A 17,438-nucleotide genomic window follows, 5' to 3' on the forward strand; every position below is an offset into this window, starting at 1 on the left:
ATGTAGGTCCCCTGTCCTCAGTCCGCGACCGACAGGCCGCGAGCAAGAGCGAAATCCAGTACCCGGTCCGGAAGCAGGCGTGAAGCCGCCTCCACCATCACCGAATCCAGACCGACCCGATAGCGGGTGTGCGGGCGGCGCGCGGTCATGGCGTGCGCGACAGCCGCGGCGACCTGCTCGGGGCGCGTGCGGCTGGCGGCGGCACGTGCGGTGTTCTGATCGATGAAGCCGCGAAATCGCCTGCTGTACAGCTCGGCGATCTCGGCGGGCGTGTCGTTCATGATGCGATCGGCGGTATCGGTCATCTTGTCCCAGATCGGTGTGGCGATCGCGCCGGGCGCGACGATGGACACCGCGACCCCCAGTGGTGCGAGCTCGCGGCGCAGCGCCCCGGACAGGCCCTCCTTGCCGAACTGCGCGGCCGCATACGCTCCCAGGTACGGCGTGGCCACCTTGCCCACCCCCGAACTCACATTCACGATGCGGCCTGCGAACCCAGGCGTACCGGCGGCACGAGTGCGCAGCAGCGGCAGGAACTGCCGGGAAACCGCGAGTGTGCCGATCACGTTGACCTCCAGCTCTTCCCGGAGCCGGTCGCTGCTCACACATTCCAGCGGCGCGGACACGCAGATGCCTGCATTGTTGACCAGCCCGTGCAGGCCGGACGGTCCGAGTTCGCCGCTGATCAGTTTGTGCGCGTTCGCGATCGAGAGGTCCGAGGTCACGTCCAGCATGACCGGGCGCAGCCGTCTGGTGCCCGCCTCTGCCCACAGTCGTTCCGCGCTGTCCTCCGTGCGCACACCGGCGTAAACGACGAACCCCCTGCCCGCCAGGTCGAGTGCGGTCTGTTTACCCAGGCCCGAGGATGCTCCGGTGACAACGATGACTCCAAGGTCTTCACTCATGCGTTCGATCCTTCTGTGCTGCTGCTGCGCGGTGTCGACTCCGCGAGCAGGATGCGGATGGCGGCGTCGGCGATCCGCGCCGCGCGGGCGGCGGAGACGACGGTTTCGATATAGGTGAAGTTCCAGTGCAATGTCGCGTGCGTGGTGTTGACGGTTCCGACGAAGAACCCGCTCACCGAGACGCCGGCGATGAACTGCGCGCCCGCCAACGTCCAGTTCCCCACCCGGTTCGCGAATTCGTAGTGCCCGATATTGGACAGGCACACATTGCCGGGCCCTGTGGCTTCCACCATGGCAATCGCGCGCGCGGAGGTCGCCACCGATTTCGGACACAGGAATCGCAGCGTCACCAGCAGTGCCAGATGCTGCTGACAGCGTCTGCGCCGCAACAGTCCCCGATGCAGCCGGCGCGCGGACTGCCACATTCCCAGCGACGGTCCGAAGTGCACGCCGACGGGCACGGTCGCGACGTACGCGCCCGCATCCTGTTGCGGGACGATCGGATCGAGCTCAGCTCGAAAGTCGATCGGTGAGCCGACCCCGATGCGCCCGTCGCGCCCCGGTGCGATCTCCTCACCGATAGCCGCTGCCAGCGCCGCAGCCAGCGCCGAATGCACGGTGACCCCTTCAGCACGGCAGCGTTCGATCAGTGCCGCGAGCCGCGTGGCGTCGAGCTCGCGGTGCAGCAAGCGGCTGCGCCGATCGGCCGGTGCGACAGGGACTTCCGGTTCCAGACGGCAGGCACGGGCGGTGGCCGACACGACCTGATCACCGATACCCGCGGCCACCGCGTAGCCGACACCGCGCGCACCCCGAAACCGCTTGGGTAGCAGCTGCTCCGGCGCGGGCAGCGGATCGCGCGCGTCGATGATCTCGGCGACGGTGACCGCCGGATCACGCAGTCGGTCGGCCAGTTCCACCAATCGGCGCAGCAGGCTCAGCGCAGTGGTGCCATCGGCGACGGTGTGGGCGACGGTCAGCACCACATCGTGGGTCTCGTCCGGGGTCGCACCAGCTTGCGCGATATCGACGAGCCGAAGCAGCGGTCGCCTACGCCAATCCAATCGAGTAGGAAGTTCGACGGTGTCGATCTCCCGCTGCCAGGCATCCGGATCTTCCTGTTCGAGTACGACGGTGCGGATCGGGACCAGCGGGTCCACCGGAGCGACGAAATGGGGGGATGTCCCATCGACCGCCGAGTCGATGCTCACCCGCAGCAGCGGATGCTCGGCGGTCAGCGCCGCGGCCGCGGCCGCGAGCACGGGTGCGGGCAAGTGGCCACGCACGCGCACGCGCGCAACGACATTCAGCGGGGAGATCTGGTCGCACATCCAGTACCAGCGCTCCACCGGACTCAGTGCCCGGCGCACCTGCCTGTCGTTGGAGCTGGTCACCGCCGTGCCGGTGCCGGTTCGTATGCTCATCGCTTCCCCAGATCTGTCAGGTCGGATCGTTCGGTGGCGAGCGCCGCGCCGAGCGCACTCGCCACAGCCGCGACATTCGCGCCGGTCATCATCGTCAAGTGGTCACCAGGGACCTCGATGATCTCGAGATCCCGGGTGGCCCACTGGGCCCAGCCGTTGTTCGCGCTCTCGAACCAGCTGCCGACCCGCCGGTGCGCACCTCCGATGAGCTCCGGCAGTGCCTCCCTGGCCTTCAGCAACACCAGATCCCGGTCCAGCTGGGTCATCGTGTAGTCCACCATCGCTTGGTAATTCGCTCGGAACACCGAGTACAGCCGTCGAATCAGCTGCGGGGAGCTGTCCCGCGGCACGATGCCCTTGGCCACCGCCTGGCCCAGCACCGAATCGAACAGCAGGTCCACATCGGTGTCGCAGGAGCCGGAGGTGTCGAATCCGGCCTGCGCGGCCCTGTCGCCCTCGGCGTACCAGAGCAGTTCCACGAAGAACCAGACGATCAGGTCCGGCTCCGAGATGGGATCCGGCTGATCACCGATGGCGATGGTGTCCAGCAGGATCAGCTGTGCCAGATCACGTTCGGGAAGTTGGCGTGCCATCTCGAGAGCCACGTAGCCACCGAACGACCAGCCCGCGATGTGGTACGGCCCGTGCGGGTGGATCCGTCGGATCGCGTCGAGATAGCTCCGGGCGAGCTTGGCCATGGTGGTGAGTGGTTCGGTTCCCGGCTCCACGCCCGCGGCCTGCAACGCGTACACCGGCCGGCCGCCAGGCAGCTGCTTGGCCAGTTCCAGGTAGCAGAGCACGTTTCCGCCGATCGGATGTACCAAAAACAGTGGCACCTGATCCGCACCGGCGCCACGAGGGCGCAGTGGAACGACGGGATCGAAGACACGGGCAGCGCCGCCGGAACGCACGACCGCCGCGAGTCCGGCCGCAGTCGGCGCGGCGACGAAGGCTTCCAGCGGGACCTGCACCGACCATCGATTGGACACCGTCATCGCCACCCGCATCGCACCGATCGAGGTGCCACCGGCATCGAAGAAGTCCGAGTCGGCGAACAGCGAGGGCACACCGGCGAATTCGGCGAGGATGGCGACCATCGCGACTTCCAGGGCATCCTCGGGTTCGCGGGCACCGATCACCGGAGCGACTGCCTGTTCGACCACGTGGCGCAGTGCGACATCGTCGCGTTTGCCGCTCGGGGTGAGCGGGAAGGCGTCGAGCCACTGGTATCTGGCCGGAATCATATGCGCGGGCAGCATTTCCCTCAGTCGCGCACCGACTGTCACGGTGTCGGTTCCGGCGGCACCGACAAGCAACGCCGCCAGCACAGTGTCGTTGCCTCCGAGTTCGTGCGCGACCACGGCGGCCTGTTCGATTCCCGGCAGCCTCAGCAGCGCCAACTCCACTTCCGCGCATTCGACGCGATAGCCGCGCACCTTGACCTGGGTATCGGTCCGGCCGAGGCAGACCAGGTCGCCAGTCGGCAGTTCCAGCCCGAGATCGCCGGTGCGATAGTGGGTTTGCCCACCCGGGGCAGCGACGAACCGGGTTGCGGTCAGACCCGGCTGTCCTTCGTATCCGTGGGCCACCGCGCTGCCGCCCAGATAGATCTCACCCTTGACACCGGGCGCTACCGGCCGCAGGCGCGCGTCGAGCAGTTGGGTCGAGGCTCCGTCGATGACGGTGCCGATCGGCGGCAGCTGTGGTGCGGTCTCGGCCGGTCCGCTCATCGGGAAGGCCAGGGCCACATGCGTTTCGGTGGGACCGTACTGGTTCTCCACGACCAGGCCGGGGTTGTGGGCCCACAGTCCCCTGATCTCCTGGGTGATCCGCAGTTGTTCGCCGGAGGACACCAGTGTGCTCAGTCCCGTCGGGTAGCGCCCGGTGACCTGCGCAGCCTCAGCCAACGCCTGCAGGCCGACGTAGGGTAGGTAGATCCGTTGCACGCTGCCTTCGGCGAGCAGTTCGGCCAGCCAGGTCGAGTCCAGGCGCTGCTGTTCGGAAATCACCCGCAGGGTGCCGCCGCCGCACAGCGTGGAGAAGATCTCCTGGAAGTACACGTCGAATCCGGCGGGGGCCAATTGCAACGTGGTCTGCCCGCGCGCCGCGCTGCTCGTGCGGTTCTGCCAGGCGATCAGGTTCGCCAGCGCCCGGTGCGGCATGCTGACGCCCTTGGGCTCGCCGGTGGAGCCGGAGGTGAACAGCACGTACGCGGTCTGTTCCGGGTGAATCGCGGGCAGTACTCCCGTCTCGGGAGCGGGCCTGTCGAGCAGGTCGCCGATGTCGGTGATGATCCGCACCGGCTGTGCGCGCGCGATCATCGCCGCGCGCCGGGCCTCTGGATAGCTCGGATCGAGCGGCACTACCGCCGCCCCGGCCCGCAGGATGCCCAGCACCACCGCGATCTGTTCCGGCGAACGCTCCAGCAGCACCGCGACCCGCGCTCCCGAGCTGATTCCGTCGGCGCGAAGGCGATGCGCGATACGCTCCGCGGCGGCCGCGAGTGTGCGGTAACGCCACTCGATCCGGCCGTCGGTGATCGCGATCGCCTCGGAGTGCAGGCTCGCGGTCGCTTCGAACAGATGCACCACATCCGCGGCGCGGGCCGCCTCCAGATCGATCGCGCGGGTCGGGGTGCGCACGATGGATGCGAGCGCCCCGAGGAACAGGCGGGCGTACTCCTGGCACTGGGCACTGGTGAGAGCATCGTGCCCGGCGTTGACGCGCAGCACCACGTCGTGTGTGCGCGGGTCGACGGCCGCCGTCACCAGCAGCGCGAAATTGGTTTCCTCGCGTGCCCGGAAGTCGGTGAGCGTCACCGTGCTCATCCCGAGCAGTGGTTCGAAAACGTGATAGTTCACGTAGTTGAATGCCGTGTCGAAGATCGGATCGCCGTGCCGGTCGGCGATCAACGACCGCAACGGATACCGACGGAACGGATGAGACAGCCGGTTGTGGCGCGCGACATGACGTACCGCGTCGAGCCAGCTGTGCGCGCTCGCGTCCAGCCGCACCGGAATGGTGTTCAGGAACAGGCCCGCCGCGGCCTCCGCGCCGGCCCGCGCGGGCCGAGCGTGGGTGACCACGCCGGTGGTCACGTCCTCGGACCCCGACATCGCTCGCAGTACCAGGCAGTGTGCCGCGGTCATCACCGATTTGACCGGCAGCTGGTGTGCCGCGGCGAAGGCGCGCACCCGGTCCCCCAGCCAGTCCGGCAGCGTCGCCTGCGCTTCCCGCGGGCCCTCCGATCCGGGCTGTTCGTAGTGGCGGGCCGAGTCGATGGTCGTGGCGGTCGAACCGTCGAGCACCTGTGCCCAATAGTCGCGCGCCGCCGGGTCTGACTGCGCAGCGCGTTCGGCGCGCACGAATTCGGCGAGCAGAGTGGTCGAATGCGGTGCAGGGTCGACCGCGTCGACATCGAGTCCACACAGGTGCGCATAGTCCTGCAGCAATTCCCGAATCAGGTTCGCGACGCTCCAACCGTCGAGAATGGCGTGGTGGAAGTGCAGAACCAGTTCGAAACCGCCGGTTTCGGGGATCACTTGCATGCGGTGCAGGGGGGCGGCGTCGAAGGCGTGATTGTCGAAATCGAGCGGATTCTCGACATCGATGGTGAGCGTGTTCGGTGCGCTGTGGCGCATGAATTCGATACTGCGCACGACCTGAATCGGCAGCGAATGCCCGGTCAGATCGAACCCCGACCGCAGCGCCGGATGCCTGCGCAGCAGGCTGTCGTAGGCGACACGGAAGCTCTCCTCGTGGAACGGCATACGCAGCCGGTACCGGAACACATCCTGATACAGAGTGGAATCGGTGCGCTGCATGCTGTGATACAGCATGCCCAGTTGCAGGGCGCTGGCCGGGAAAGCATCCTCGACCTCGATGAGGGCGGCCCGGTCGATGAGCGGGATCAGCTCGAAAGCCGAGTCGACGCCACTGCTCTGACCATCGTCGGTGTATATCGTTGCAGCCGCGGCCGATTCGGCGATCGTCGGCCGAGCGAAGAAGGCTTCGACGTCGAAGTCGATGCCGCGGCGCTCGGCCGCGGTACGCAGCCGGAGCACGATGATCGAATCACCGCCGATGGTGAAGAAATCATCGAACACACCGATGCTCGAGACCTCACAACCCAGCACCTCCGCCCACAGTGCGGCGTACTCGGCTTCGAGTTCGGTGCGCGGCGGTTGCGAGCCGCTCGGTCGATCGGCCGCTGTCGGCAGTGCCTTGCGGTCGAGTTTGCCGCTCGCAGTGAGCGGCACGGCTTCGAGTTCGACGAATCGGGTCGGAACCATGTAGCCCGGGAGCCGGTCGGCCAGAAAGTCCGCGATGTCGTCGGCGCGTGCGGTGCCGACATAGTAGGCGGCCAGGGTGGTGGGGGCACCGGGATGCTGTTCGTCCACGACCACGCCTGCGGTGATGCCAGGGCAGGCGGCGAGGTGACTTCCGATCTCCCCCAGGGTCACCCGGTTACCGCGCACCTTGACCTGGTCGTCGAGCCGACCGAGGTATTCGAGATCGCCGTCGGCGCACCAGCGCACCAGATCGCCGGTGCGATAGCGGCGTCCGCCCACAACGCGCGGATCGGTGACGAATGTTTCGAGAGTCAGATCGGGTCGCCCGCGATATCCACGCCCGACACCCACTCCCGCGATGTACAGCTCACCCGGAACGCCGACGGGGCAGCGATCACCGTTCGGGTCCAGCACCATCAGCGCGATGTTGTCGATCGGCTTGCCGATGGGAATCCGTTGCACCGGGGTGGTTCCCGCGTCGATGTCGAAGTACGACACATCCACGGTCGCCTCCGTCGGCCCGTACAGGTTGACCAAGCGAACTCCGGGCAGACCGAGGTCCGCGAACACGCGGCGGAACCGGTTGGCCAGGGTGGGTGTCAGGGCCTCACCGCTGGTGAAGACCAGGCGCACGGAGGCCAGGGATCCCGGTCCCGGTGCTCGACTGAGGATTTCGTCCAGGAACGGCGCGAGCATGGACGGCACGAAGTGCAGCACGCTCACCCGGTGCCGAGCGATCGTGTCCAAGATCGTGCGCGGATCGCGCTCGCCGCCGACGGGCAGCAAGGCCACCGGCGCACCGGCCAGGGTCCACCACATGAGCTCCCACACCGAGACGTCGAACGTCGCCGGCGTCTTCTGCAGGATCACGTCCGTCTCGGTCAGCGGGTAACGGTGCTGCATCCAGGCCAGGCGATTGACGACCGAGGCGTGCTCGATCATCACACCTTTGGGAGTTCCGGTCGAGCCCGAGGTGTAGATCAGATAGGCGAGATCGGTCGGGCGGGTCCGACCCACCACGGCCTGCCCCATCACGGCGTCCTGCTCGGGCGACAGTCGCCGCACGCCCGATTCGGTGGCGAGAGCCTCGAATTCCTCGCCCGCGAGAATCACCTCGGCACCACAATCAGCGATGATGGTCCGAATCCGTGCCGCCGGGTAGCCCGGGTCGATCGGCACATAGGCCCCGCCCGCCGCCAGTACCGCGTGGATGGCGACGACCAGCTCGGGCGAGCGATGCAGCACCACCGGCACGCACTCCTCGGGACGAAGGCCACCGGCGCGCAACGCCGCCGCGATCGCCTCGACCCGAGCGCCGAACTCTCCGTAGCAGAGCTCGGATACTGTATCGCTCCCCCAGCTCAGCGCGGTTCGATCCGGCCCCGCCGCGATCTGTTCCGCCAGTATCCGGTCCAGTGTGGTGTCCGGGAACGGCACGAGTGCCGGACCTTCGAACTCGGTGATCCGCTCCCGCTCGGCGGTCGAGAACATCGCCAGCTCGGCGACCGGACGATCCGGGGCCTCGAGTCCGGCCGCGATCAGCGCGAACACCTGGCGCAGTGCGCTGTCGAAGGAGAAGTCCGCGTCGAAGACATCGTCGGCGTAGAAGAAGTCGATGTCGAGCGAACCGTCACTCTCGTTGTCGCGCACCACGATGTTCAGCGCGTCCAGTGAGTATCCCGACGACAGCAGCGATATCTCGGTGACGGATTCGGGCAGCTCGACGGCCGGCATCGGAACATAGGAGTAGGTGACGTCGAACAGTGCGGACCCGGCGGCTGGACTTCCGTTCTCCCGCAATGCGTTCTGCAGATCACCGAGCGCGAAGCGCTGGCGCCCCTGTAGATCCCAGACGGCGGTGGCCGTGCGCGCGGCCAGGGCCGACAGCGACAGTCCTGTATCGACAGGAATGTGCAGCGGCAGAATATTGACCATGTTGCCGACGGTCGCGAGCTCCTCGGGAGTTTGCCGGTTCAGCATGGGCACACCGAGCACGATGTCGCCCTCGCGGTGCACGCGCCGCAGGTAAGTTGCGAGCGCGGCGGCAGTGAACGCGAAGACGCTGCGCCCGCTGGCCCGGATCGGGTCGATCATGGCCCGGTCCAGGTGCAGGGTGCGCTGGTGTCGATGGTGAGTGCGCACGGTGGCATTGCGGGCGAACAACGCCGGGTCGAGCGCACCCACCATGTCGATCAACGCGGTGCGGTCGGCCTGCCAGGCGGCCGAATCCCGGTAGTGCGCTTCGGCTTCGACGACATCGAGGTAGCTCGGTGCGTGCTCGGTGCCGAGGTCGCCGGAGTTGTAGTCCGCGAACAGTTGGCGCAGTACCAGAGTCTCGGACCAGCCGTCGGCGACCGCGTGATGGAATCGAGAGTAGATGAGAAATGAATCGGCGCTGTCCAGCACGATGGCGGTCTCCGCGAGCGGGCCGTCCAGGGGCATGACGGTATCGGTACGCACGCGCATCCACTCCAGCGCCGCGGCCTGCGGATCGGGGGCGCCGGTGTGGTCGACAATTTCGACCGTGGCGCCGTGTGGATCGATGCGCTGCACCAGTTCGGTGTGATCGAGCCGGATACGGAGCGCGTCATTGCGCAGCTGGGTGCGCCGCACGGCCTCGCGCAGGCGCTCGACATCGGGCGTGCCGTTGATCCGGATGTACCCCCCGACCTGAGTCAGGGGTAGATCCGGATAGCGGGCGCTGACAGCGACGATGTCCTGCTGATAGCGAGTGAGCGGGTGACCGGTTTCCGGTGCGGCCGGATGTTCCGTCCCGTCACCGACGTGGGCAGAATCGGTGAACCGATCGGACGGTGCGTCGATGTTCGTTGCAGGCTCGGCGCCGGACCCGCTGATCAGCGCGAAGAGTTCGGCGTCGGTGACCTCGGCGAACGAGGTGCCGTCCGTCCCGACGAGATCGGGCGCCAGCGCACGAACGGTATCGACCAGGTTGCGCATCGAGTCGGCGATATCGGGCCGCCGGATGGCCGCGGTGAGTCCGGTCCGATCGGAGTCCTCGGGCGAGGTCTCGGCCAGTGTGCCGCTCAGCGCGTCCAGCTGGATACGCAGCAGATCTGCGGGATCAGCAGCGGGCGGGGCGATTTCGGCACAGATGTGGGTGGCCAGCGCTATCGAGGAGGGATGGTCGAACACGACAGTGGTCGCCAGCTGCATTCCGGTCGCCACCTTGAGCTGGTTGCGGAATTCGACCGTGCCGAGCGAGTCGAACCCCAGATCCTTGAATTGCGCTGTGGGAGTGATCGATGCGGGGCTTTCGTGCCCGAGCACCGCCGCGGCGACCGAGCGCACCAGCGACAGCACACGCTGATGTTGCTCGGTGGCGGTCAGCCCGACCAGTTGCTGGGCGAGCCCGCCGACTTCGGGAGCGGATTCCGCGACATCGCGGCGACGCGGCGCGCGTACCAGGCCCCGGAAGACCGCGGGCACCTCGTCCGCCCGCCCGGAGCTCAGTGCGGCGGTGTCGAACCGTCCCGGGATCACGACGGCGCGCCCGAGCGACAGGGCGGCGTCGAACAGCGCGAGACCGTCTTCGGTGGTCATCGGAACGAGTCCGCTGCGGCTCATCCGCGCGTGGTCGCGTTCGTCGAGATGCCCGGTCATCCCGGTGGCATCGGCCCACCAGCCCCAGCCCAGCGAGACCGCGGTCAGCGAGCGCTGACGCCGGTACTGGGCTAGCGCATCCAGGAACGCGTTGGCGGCGGCGTAGTTGGCTTGGCCCTGTGCACCCAAAGTGCCTGCGACAGAGGAGAACAGCACGAACATCGACAGGTTCAGATGTTCGGTGGCCGCGTGTAGATTCCATGCCGCGTCGACCTTGGGCCGCAGCACCCCGACCAGCTGCTCGGGGGTCATCGCGGTGAAGACGCTGTCGTCGAGCACACCTGCGGCGTGCAGGACCGCGGTCAGCGGCGCCTCGACCGGGATCTGCGCCAGCAGCGTCTCCAGCGCCGTTCGATCCGAGACGTCACAAGCCACCACATCGACCGTGGCCCCGAGTTCGGACAGGTCCGCGGCGAGTTCGGCCGCGCCGGGAGCCTCGGGGCCGCGCCGGCTGGTGAGGATCAGGTGCCGATACCCGTGGGCGGTGATCAGATGCCGGGCGAAACCCATGCCCAGCACCCCGGTACCACCGGTGATCAGCGCGGTACCGGGAATCTGCGGCAGTGCGGGTTGCTGCAGGACCAGTTTGCCGATGTGCCGGGCCTGGCTGAGGTAGCGCAGTGCCTCCGGGGCTCGGCGCACGTCCCAGATCGAGACAGGTAGTGGCCGCAGGACGCCGGTGCCGAACAGACGCACCAGTTCCACGAGCATCTCCTGAATGCGATCCGCGCCCGCTTCGTAGAGGTCGAACGCCCGGTACCGGACGCCCGGATACTGCGCGGCGATCTGTTCGGGTTCCCGGATATTGGTCTTGCCCATGGACAGGAAGCGCCCGCCGCGCGGCATGAGACGTAGTGACGCATCGACGTATTCGGCGCCGAGGGCTTCGAGCACCACATCGAATCCCTCGCCACCCGTGGCGTCGAGGAACTGCCGCTCGAATTCCAGGGTCCGGGTGTTGCCGATGTGCGCGTCATCGAAACCGAGCTCGCGCAGCAGGTATTGCTTGGCCGGGCTCGCGGTCACATAGCATTCCGCGCCCCACATCCGGGCCAGCTGAATGGCGGCCAGGCCGACGCCGCCGGTCGCGGCGTGCACGAGGAGCCGGTCGCCGGGGCCGAGATCGCCGAGGTCGCGCAGTCCGTAGTAGGCGGTCGCGAACACCGCGCAGGTCGAGGCGGCCTGTGCGAAACTCCAGCCCACTGGTATGTGGGTGATGTGGCGTTGATCGGTGATGGTCACCGGGCCGACGCCATCCATCACACCGAACACCCGGTCCCCCACCGCGACGGTGGTGACGCCTGGTCCCACCTCGAGTACCACGCCTGCGCCCTCCCCGCCGATACTTGCGTGCGGATCCGCATACACGCCGAGCGCGATCATGATGTCGCGGAAGTTCACGCCGGTGGCGCGGGCCGCAACGCGCACCTCACCGTTGTCGAGCGGGCGCTCGATCAGCGGATAGTCGAGAAGTGCCAGGTTCTCACTGTCCAAGGTGCCGCGCCCTTGCATGCGCAACTGCCAGCTCTGCCCAGTGGCCAGTGCGGCATTGCCCACCATGTCGGTCTGTGCCCGAAGCAGCCGGGGCACGTACACCGCGCCGCGCCGCCAGGCTACCTGTGGTTCGGCCAGCATCAGCGCGGTCGTGACCGCCTCGCGCCATTCCGCACGATTGTCGATATCCAGCAGGAGAATTCGGCCGGGGTTCTCGGTCTGCGCCGAGCGCAGCAGACCCCAGACCGGTGCGTCGACCAGATCCGGAACGTCCTCACCAGTGGCTACCGCGACTGCCCGGGTGGTCACCACGACCAGCGGCGCGCCGGTGAACCGGGCATCGGTCAGCCACTCACGAACCTGCGCGAGTAGCTCGATCAGCCTGTCGTGGACCGCCTCCGCGGCAAAGCTTTCCGAACCAGTTCCACCGCACCGGCGCAGTACGCCCGCTGTCCCGGCCGGGGCGTCCGCCGCCACCGGCAGCTCCGCCCAGGCCGCCGCGATCGGTATCTCGGGCAGCTGTGCCGGAATCCATTCGACGCCGAAAAGCCCGTCGGCGGTCGCGTCCTGGCTCGCGGCGAGCTGTGCCCGCGAGATCGGTCGCACGGTGAGCGCGTCGATGGAGGCGACCGGTGAACCCACCGGATCGGTCATGGTCACCGCCACCCGCTCGGAGCTGTGCGCAGTGATGCGCACCCGCAGACTGGTTGCACCGACGGCGCGCAGTGACACCCCCTCCCAGGCGAAGGGCAGTCGAATCCGGCTCGGATCCGCGTCGGTCAGGAACCCTCCGATATCGAGCCCGTGCAGCGCCGCGTCCAGCAGCGCCGGGTGCAGGCCGAAACGCTTGGCCTCGGCACCGGCCTGGTCGGGCAGTGTGACCTCGGCGAGAATGTCGCTACCGTGCCGCCACACGGCGCGCAGGCCCTGGAACACCGGGCCGTACTGGTAGCCCGCCGCGGCCAGTCGATCGTAGGTGCCGTCGATGTCGACCGCTTCCGCGCCGGCCGGGGGCCAGACTCCGGAAAGCGCGATGGGGGTGGTGGTTTCCGGAGCCAGCGTGCCCTCGGCGTGCTGCGTCCAGGCGGTGGTGTCGTCGCTGCTGGGTCGAGAGAAGATGCGGACAGTGCGTTCACCGTTGTGCTGCGGCGCATCGACGACGACCCGGACAGCGACCGCACCGCTCTCGGGGATGATCAGCGGCGCCTGCAGCACGATTTCCGAGATGCGCGCAGCGCCCCCGCGTTCGCCGGCGAACAGGGCTAGTTCGGTCAGGACCGCACCGGGTACCAGCACCGAACCCTGCACCGCGTGGTCCGCCAGCCAGGGTTGGGCCGCCAGCGACAACTGCCCGGAGAATGCCAGGCTGTCCGATTCGGCGTCGGCGATGACCGCGCCCAGCAGCGGGTGCGCGGCCGGCGCCAAACCCAGCGCGGTGACATCACCCGAACCGCCGGCCTCGGCGTCGATCCAGAACCGCCGGTGCTGGAACGGATAGGTGGGCAGATCGATCGGGCGCGCCCCGAACCCGCCCAGGTAGCCACCCCAATCGGGTTGCAGCCCACCGATGTACGCGGTCGCGGCCGAGGTCAAGAACCGTCGCAGCCCGCCCTCGTCGCGGCGCAGCGAACCAACAACGACCGAATTCTCCGCGTCGGTGGTCTCGATGGTCTCCTGAATGCCGACTGTCAGCACCGGATGCGGGCTCGATTCGACGAAGCCCCGATAGCCGAGGCGGTGCGCGGTGAGCACCGCGTCGTGGAGGCGCACGGTCTGGCGCAGGTTCCGGTACCAGTAGTCCGCATCCAGGGTTGTCGTGTCGATGCGCTCACCGGTCACCGTGGAGACGAAGGAGATCTCCGATCGTAGCGGCGCGATTCCGTCCAGCGCCGTCACGAGCGCGGTGCGGATCCGGTCGACCTGCGGGGAATGCGAAGCGTAGTCGACCGGGATACGGCGCGCGCGGATCTGTTCTGCCTCGCAGTGCGCGATCAGCTCGTCGCACGCTGTCGCGGCGCCGGAAACGACGGTCGAACGCGCGCCGTTGACCGCCGCGATCCCGAGCGCGCCCGCCCAGCGCGCGATCAGCGCGGTCGCCTCGGCCTGCGGCAGGGCGATCGAGATCATCCCGCCGTGCCCTGCCAGTTCCACAATCGCCTTGCTGCGCAGCGTCACCACGCGGGCCGCGTCGCGCAGCGACAACGCACCAGCGATATAGGCGGCGGCGATCTCACCCTGCGAATGGCCGATCACCGCGTCCGGCGTGATTCCGAGCGACTGCCACAGCTTGGCCAACGAGGTCATGACCGCGAACAACGCGGGCTGTAGGACATCGACCCGGTTCCCATCGGCCGCGCCCGGCGTCCCACGCAGCACGTCGATGAGCGACCAGTCGGTGAACTCGGCGAAGGCGGCAGCCACGGCAGCGATGTGCTCGGCGAAAACTGGCGCGGTATCGAGCAATTCGACCGCCATCCCGGCCCATTGCGAACCCTGTCCGGGGAAGACGAAAACGGTGCCGCCCGCGACGACGGTTCGGCCAACGACCACGCCGGATCCGACGCGACCCTGGGCGATCACTGCCAGGCCCTCGGCGAGTTCGTCCGTATCGGCACCGATCACCACGGCGCGTTCGGCGAAGGCCGTGCGTCCCTCCGCCAGCGCGAAACCCAGGTCCATCGGCTCTGCTCCGGCGCGCAGTACCGCGAGCATCCGCGCCGCCTGCTCCGCGAGCGCGGGCGCGGTCTTGGCGGACAGCACCAGCGGCACGATGGCGGGCGCGCCGCGCCCCGGCTGGGGCGCGGTGACCGCTGGTGCCTCCTCGAGCACGACATGGGCGTTGGTGCCGCTGATGCCGAACGCCGAAACCCCGGCGCGGCGAGGCCTTCCCGCCATCGTCTGCCACGGCACCGATTCGGTGACCACCTCGACCGTGCCGCTGGACCAGTCCACCGCCGGAGTGGGGGCGGCGACATTGATGGTCATGGGCACTGTGCCCCGGCGTATGGCTTCGACCATCTTGATCACACCCGCCACCCCGGCGGCAGCCTGGGAGTGGCCGATATTGGACTTCATCGAGCCAAGGAGCAACGGCCGCGCGGCCGTGCGAGCAGCACCATAGGTGGCCAGCAACGCGGCCGCCTCGATCGGATCGCCGAGCGTGGTTCCAGTGCCGTGCGCCTCCACCACATCGACGTCTCCGGCGGTCAGTTCGCCATCGGCCAAGGCCGCCCGAACAACCCGGCGCTGCGCCGCGCCATTGGGCGCGGACAGACCGTTCGTCGCCCCATCCTGGTTGATCGCAGAGCCGCGCAGGACTGCCAGAATCGGATGCCCGTTGCGACGGGCGTCGGAAAGTCTCTCCAGCACAAGCACACCCGCCCCTTCGGAAACTCCGAAACCGTCCGCCGTGGCGGAGAACGGCTTGCAACGCCCGTCCGGGGCCAGCGCGCCGAGTCGGGAGAAGCCGACCAAGATGCTGGGCGAGCACACCACGGTCGCACCTCCGGCCAGCGCCAGCCCGCACTCCCTCGCGCGCAACGCGCGCATCGCCAGGTGGATGGCAACCAACGAGGACGAGCAGGCGGTGTCCACGGTCATGGCCGGACCGTTCAGTCCGAGCGCATACGACAGCCGGCCCGAGGCGACGCTGATGGCGGTACCGGTAGTCAGGTGTCCGGCCAGGCCCTCGTGGTCGCGATAGGCTCGCGCGCCGTACTCCTGCGCCGTGACGCCCATGAACACGCCCGTATCGGATCCCGAAAGGGCTTGCGGGTCGATCCCCGCGCGTTCGATGGCCTCCCACGAAACCTCCAGCAGCAACCGCTGCTGTGGGTCCATCGCGAGCGCCTCGCGAGGGCTGACGCCGAAGAACGCAGCATCGAAATCGCCTGCGTCATCGAGGAAGTTTCCCTCGCGCACGTAGGTCGCACCAGGACCGTCCTGGTCCGGAGCGGTCAGCACGGACATATCCCAGCCGCGATCGAGTGGCAGTGGCGCTGCGGCACTGCGCCCGGTGCTCACCAGGTCCCAGAGTTCGGTGGGCGAGGTGATACCGCCCGGATAACGGCACGCCATGGCGACTACGGCAATCGGCTCGGTACGCCGCGACGCGAGCGCCGCGAGCTTCTTGCGCGTCCCCTGTAGCTCGCTCGCGGCCTTCGTCAGGTATGAGCGAAGCTCAGCATGAGTAGCCATCTTCGAAACCTCCTGTTACGCAATGATTTACATGTCACGAGCAGCTATCACCCGTGACGGCGGGGCAGGTGAGGGGATCTGTGCGCGCCGCCCCCAGCGCATGCACGGATCCGGCCGGGCGCGCTCGACGAGGGCCTTCGGACAGGATTAGCGGACATCGTCGTCCTGATGTCTCGGTCGCGACAGTGCGACACCGGCGAGGCTCGTTTCGAAGACACACCACCGAGCGTCCCCAGCGGTTTCATTGCCCACGACAACCGAAGCGCGGCAACACTTTTGCCGCTGTGATCAACCTCGGAGATCCCCCTCCGGGTTGTCCTGCCAGCGTATAGAAAATCAATAGTTTCGCAACATTGCACCGTACAGAACACCGGCAGTGCGATTAGCGGCGAGATAGCCGTGCGCAATTGGCGGTCGAACTACCCCCTTTTACCGCCATATGGCGGGCTGCTGCACACCCTCGGCTCGCGGCAAAATCGTAGATAGGCCGCGCGGAAGCGACCGATTCGAATGTGGGGAGACGAACATGAAGATAGGTCTGATTCTCGGCGGCGGTGGGGAGGTCGGAGTCGCCTGGGAGACCGGCGTTCTCGCAGGTCTGGCCGAGCACGCAGGATTCAGCGTCACCGACTGCGCGGTCACCGTAGGTACCTCCGCGGGCTCGATCGTCGGCGCAATCGCCACCAGCGGAGCCGACTTGGCCGAACGTGCCCGGGGCGAACAACGCGGCGCCTACGCGACATCTTGGCAGTTGACCCAGCATGAGGCGGACGACGACCAAGTGAGTGCGGGGACTGCCGCGATACCGCCGGAAATGCTGCACCTGCTCGTGTCGACGGAGGGATCCATCCAAGAACGGGCGCGTGCGATAGGCAAGCTCATCCTCACCTCGACCCCGGCGAACGACGACACCGTATTCGCCCAGATCATCGCCTCCCTGCTGCCGGACTCCGTCGCCGATTGGCCGGACACGGACCTGCGGGTGAGCTCCGTCAACTGCGAAACCGGCGACACCGTGCTCTGGAAACGCGCCGATGGCATCGACCTGACCCGCGCTATCGCCTCCTCGTGCGCGGTACCCGGACTGTTCCCCCCGGTCGCCTTCGGCGGCAGCCACTACTGTGACACCCGGCGCACCTCCACCGTCGCCGCACTCACCGCCGAAAAGAACCTCGACGCGATCGTGTTCATCGGCCCCTCGGGAGGCGCATTGGCCAACACCGCCGAGGAAGCCGAACTCGAAGCTGTTTCCCGGCAGGGCGTGCGCGTCGTGAAGATCACCGAGGGACCGGATTTCGCCGAAGTCGGCACCGAACTCCTCGACACCCGGCTACGTCCCCGCGCGGCCCAGATCGGCCTCGAAGACGCCCGACGCTACGTCACAAGTATCGCCGAGCTTCGCTGACATCTGACAGTGTTGGGGGCGCCGGGGGGCGGGCCGGCCCCAGGACAGGGCGCCCCGGGGGGTGTTTTGACGAGCCTATAACTAATTGTGAAGCAAACTG

At 67.8% G+C, this 17,438-nt stretch carries 4 protein-coding genes and 1 pseudogene; 1 reads left to right on the top strand and 4 read right to left on the bottom strand.

Translation table 11 applies throughout. The features are described 5' to 3' along the window. Positions 1 to 17 precede the first annotated feature (17 nt). The 4 genes and pseudogenes from ACFWPX_RS03680 to ACFWPX_RS03695 form a co-directional block, all read right to left on the bottom strand. Complete coding sequence (locus ACFWPX_RS03680; protein ID WP_378925704.1) at positions 18 to 905, bottom strand: SDR family NAD(P)-dependent oxidoreductase; 888 nt, start codon at positions 903 to 905, stop codon at positions 18 to 20. Further along, on the bottom strand, positions 902 to 2,329 hold the full coding sequence (locus ACFWPX_RS03685; RefSeq protein ID WP_378925706.1) for a hypothetical protein: 1,428 nt from the start codon (positions 2,327 to 2,329) through the stop codon (positions 902 to 904). The genes ACFWPX_RS03680 and ACFWPX_RS03685 overlap by 4 nt, the downstream gene beginning before the upstream one ends. Continuing rightward, a complete protein-coding gene (locus tag ACFWPX_RS03690) occupies positions 2,326 to 9,480 on the bottom strand; it encodes an amino acid adenylation domain-containing protein (RefSeq protein WP_378926130.1) in 7,155 nt (2,384 codons plus the stop codon). Before ACFWPX_RS03690 ends, ACFWPX_RS03685 begins: the two co-directional genes overlap by 4 nt. Further along, positions 9,475 to 15,933, bottom strand: a pseudogene (locus ACFWPX_RS03695) (type I polyketide synthase); the annotation flags it as partial. The pseudogene ACFWPX_RS03695 and the gene ACFWPX_RS03690, both read right to left, overlap by 6 nt. A 526-nt stretch (positions 15,934 to 16,459) precedes the next feature. Here ACFWPX_RS03695 and ACFWPX_RS03700 point away from each other — a divergent pair. After that, positions 16,460 to 17,338 carry a patatin-like phospholipase family protein gene (locus ACFWPX_RS03700; RefSeq protein WP_378925708.1) on the top strand — a complete coding sequence of 293 codons (879 nt, stop codon included), beginning with the start codon at positions 16,460 to 16,462 and terminating at the stop codon, positions 17,336 to 17,338. The last annotated feature ends 100 nt before the right edge of the window (positions 17,339 to 17,438 follow it).

This window comes from Nocardia sp. NPDC058518 (genome assembly GCF_042719655.1).
In the GTDB taxonomy this organism is placed as follows: Bacteria; Actinomycetota; Actinomycetes; order Mycobacteriales; family Mycobacteriaceae; genus Nocardia.

Coding starts and splice junctions, on each gene's coding strand:
- ACFWPX_RS03700 (WP_378925708.1), top strand. CDS start 16,460: ATGAAGATAGGTCTGATTCTCGGCGGCGGTGGGGAGGTCGGAGTCGCC.
- ACFWPX_RS03685 (WP_378925706.1), bottom strand. CDS start 2,329: ATGAGCATACGAACCGGCACCGGCACGGCGGTGACCAGCTCCAACGAC.
- ACFWPX_RS03680 (WP_378925704.1), bottom strand. CDS start 905: ATGAGTGAAGACCTTGGAGTCATCGTTGTCACCGGAGCATCCTCGGGC.